Source organism: Flavobacterium sp. UGB4466, from assembly GCF_903469665.1.
GTDB lineage: Bacteria > Bacteroidota > Bacteroidia > Flavobacteriales > Flavobacteriaceae > Flavobacterium > Flavobacterium lipolyticum.
Window position 1 is genome coordinate 1 of the sequence record NZ_CAGKLC010000221.1, and the last position, 2,131, is coordinate 2,131.

Annotated in this window: 1 protein-coding gene; it reads left to right on the top strand. The window is 41.7% G+C overall.

What is annotated here, in order from left to right:
- Window positions 1–53: 53 nt before the first annotated feature.
- The coding region (locus JO950_RS21725; RefSeq protein WP_202704513.1) for a DUF11 domain-containing protein at window positions 54–2,131 on the top strand (2,078 nt) is incomplete at its 3' end.

The window sequence follows — 2,131 nt, forward strand, 5'->3', positions numbered from 1 at the left end:
ATATATCATCTTCAATATATGCTCAAGCTACTATTGTAACAAATCCATCAAATTTGCAGATAAATACCGCTTTAAATGGGCCTGGAATAGTTATCGTTGGTGGAACATTGTCGGGAGCAGCAACTGCCGCAACATTGCGTGCAAATCAAGTTGCCACCTTTTCTAATGGTATTAGTGGCGCTGGTTTGCAGATACCGAGCGGTGTGTACTTTACTACAGGAAGTGCCCCTTTCGAATTAGCAAACAAAAATACTGCTGTCCAAAATAGTTTTAACCCTGCTGGAGCTACAACATTATCAGATCCCAATTTATCTTTAATTGATCCTACCGCAACACGTGACTTAGTATCGTATTCTTTTACAATAACTTTAGCACCGAATGTTTCGGGACTACTTTTTAGTTATCAATTTGGTTCAGAGGAGTTTCCAGATTATGTAGGTTCTAATTATGATGATGCTTTTGGTTTTTTTGTTTCGGGGCCTGGTATTTCTGGAATTCAGAATTTCGCAACATTGCCAAATGGTAATGCCACATCAATAAATAAGATAAATTCTGGTATTCCTGGATTTAGCTCACCGGCAACACCTGTCGCTGCATACGATGGTTCTCAATCTGCTTTGTATATCAATAATGGTCACATTACAACTACTACTGGAGGTAAATATAACCTGAATACAGCGCCTCAACCAGGACCTTTCCCAGTTTTTACAGAACATAATGGTTTAACAAAGTCGATAAAGAAATCCATTGCTGGCTTAACTCCTGGAGGAACTTATACTTTTAAAATTGTAATTGCTGACGCTGGTGATGCATCGTTGGATTCGGGTGTTTTTTTAGATATTATAGAGGGTATAATTTCTGCCGATCTCTCTGTTTCTAAAACTGTAAATAACCCAAGTCCAAATGTGGGAAGCAATGTTGTTTTTACACTCACAGCAGGCAATACTGGTCCTGGTAATGCACCAAATACCAAGGTTACAGATTTGTTACCAGCTGGTTACACTTTTGTGTCTGCTACACCAAGTGTTGGGACATACGATTCCTCGACAGGGGTTTGGGATATTGGTTTATTAAATATAGGCTCTTCCCCAACTTTGCAAATTACTGCTACGGTAAAAGCTGCAGGTCCTTATTTGAATAGTGCTTCTATAGCATCTCCAGATATTGCAGATCCTACCCCTGGAAATAATACCTCTAGTGTTACCCCAACCCCGGTTGCGCAGTCTAATGTTGGTATAACCAAAACCGCAAGTAGCGCTACGCCTAATGTTGGCAGTAATGTTACTTTTACTTTAACAGCAACTAATGCAGGCCCAAGTGCTGCAACAGGAGTGAGTGTAACAGATATTTTACCTTCTGGCTATACTTTTGTAAGTGCCAGCACAGCTTCAGGAACCTATACAAGTGGAACTGGAATCTGGGCGATTGGTACTTTAGCCAATGGAGCTAATGCTACATTATCTATCATTGCCACAGTCAATGCCTCTGGAACGTATACCAACAGTGCGAGTATAACTGCCAATGAAGCAGATCCTACCCCTGGAAATAATACCTCTAGTGTTACCCCAACCCCGGTTGCGCAGTCTAATGTTGGTATAACCAAAACCGCAAGTAGCGCTACGCCTAATGTTGGCAGTAATGTTACTTTTACTTTAACAGCAACTAATGCAGGTCCAAGCAACGCAACAGGAGTAAGTGTAACGGATATTTTACCTTCCGGTTATACTTTTGTAAGCGCCAGCACAGCTTCAGGAACCTATACAAGTGGAACTGGAATCTGGGCCATTGGTACTTTAGCCAATGGAGCGAATGCTACCTTATCTATCATTGCCACAGTCAATGCCTCAGGAACGTATACCAACAGTGCGAGTATAACTGCCAATGAAGCAGATCCTACCCCTGGAAATAATACCTCTAGTGTTACCCCAACCCCGGTTGCGCAGTCTAATGTTGGTATAACCAAAACCGCAAGTAGCGCTACGCCTAATGTTGGCAGTAATGTTACTTTTACTTTAACAGCAACCAATGCAGGTCCAAGCAACGCAACAGGAGTAAGTGTAACGGATATTTTACCTTCCGGTTATACTTTTGTAAGCGCCAGCACAGCTTCAGGAACCTATACAAGTGGAAC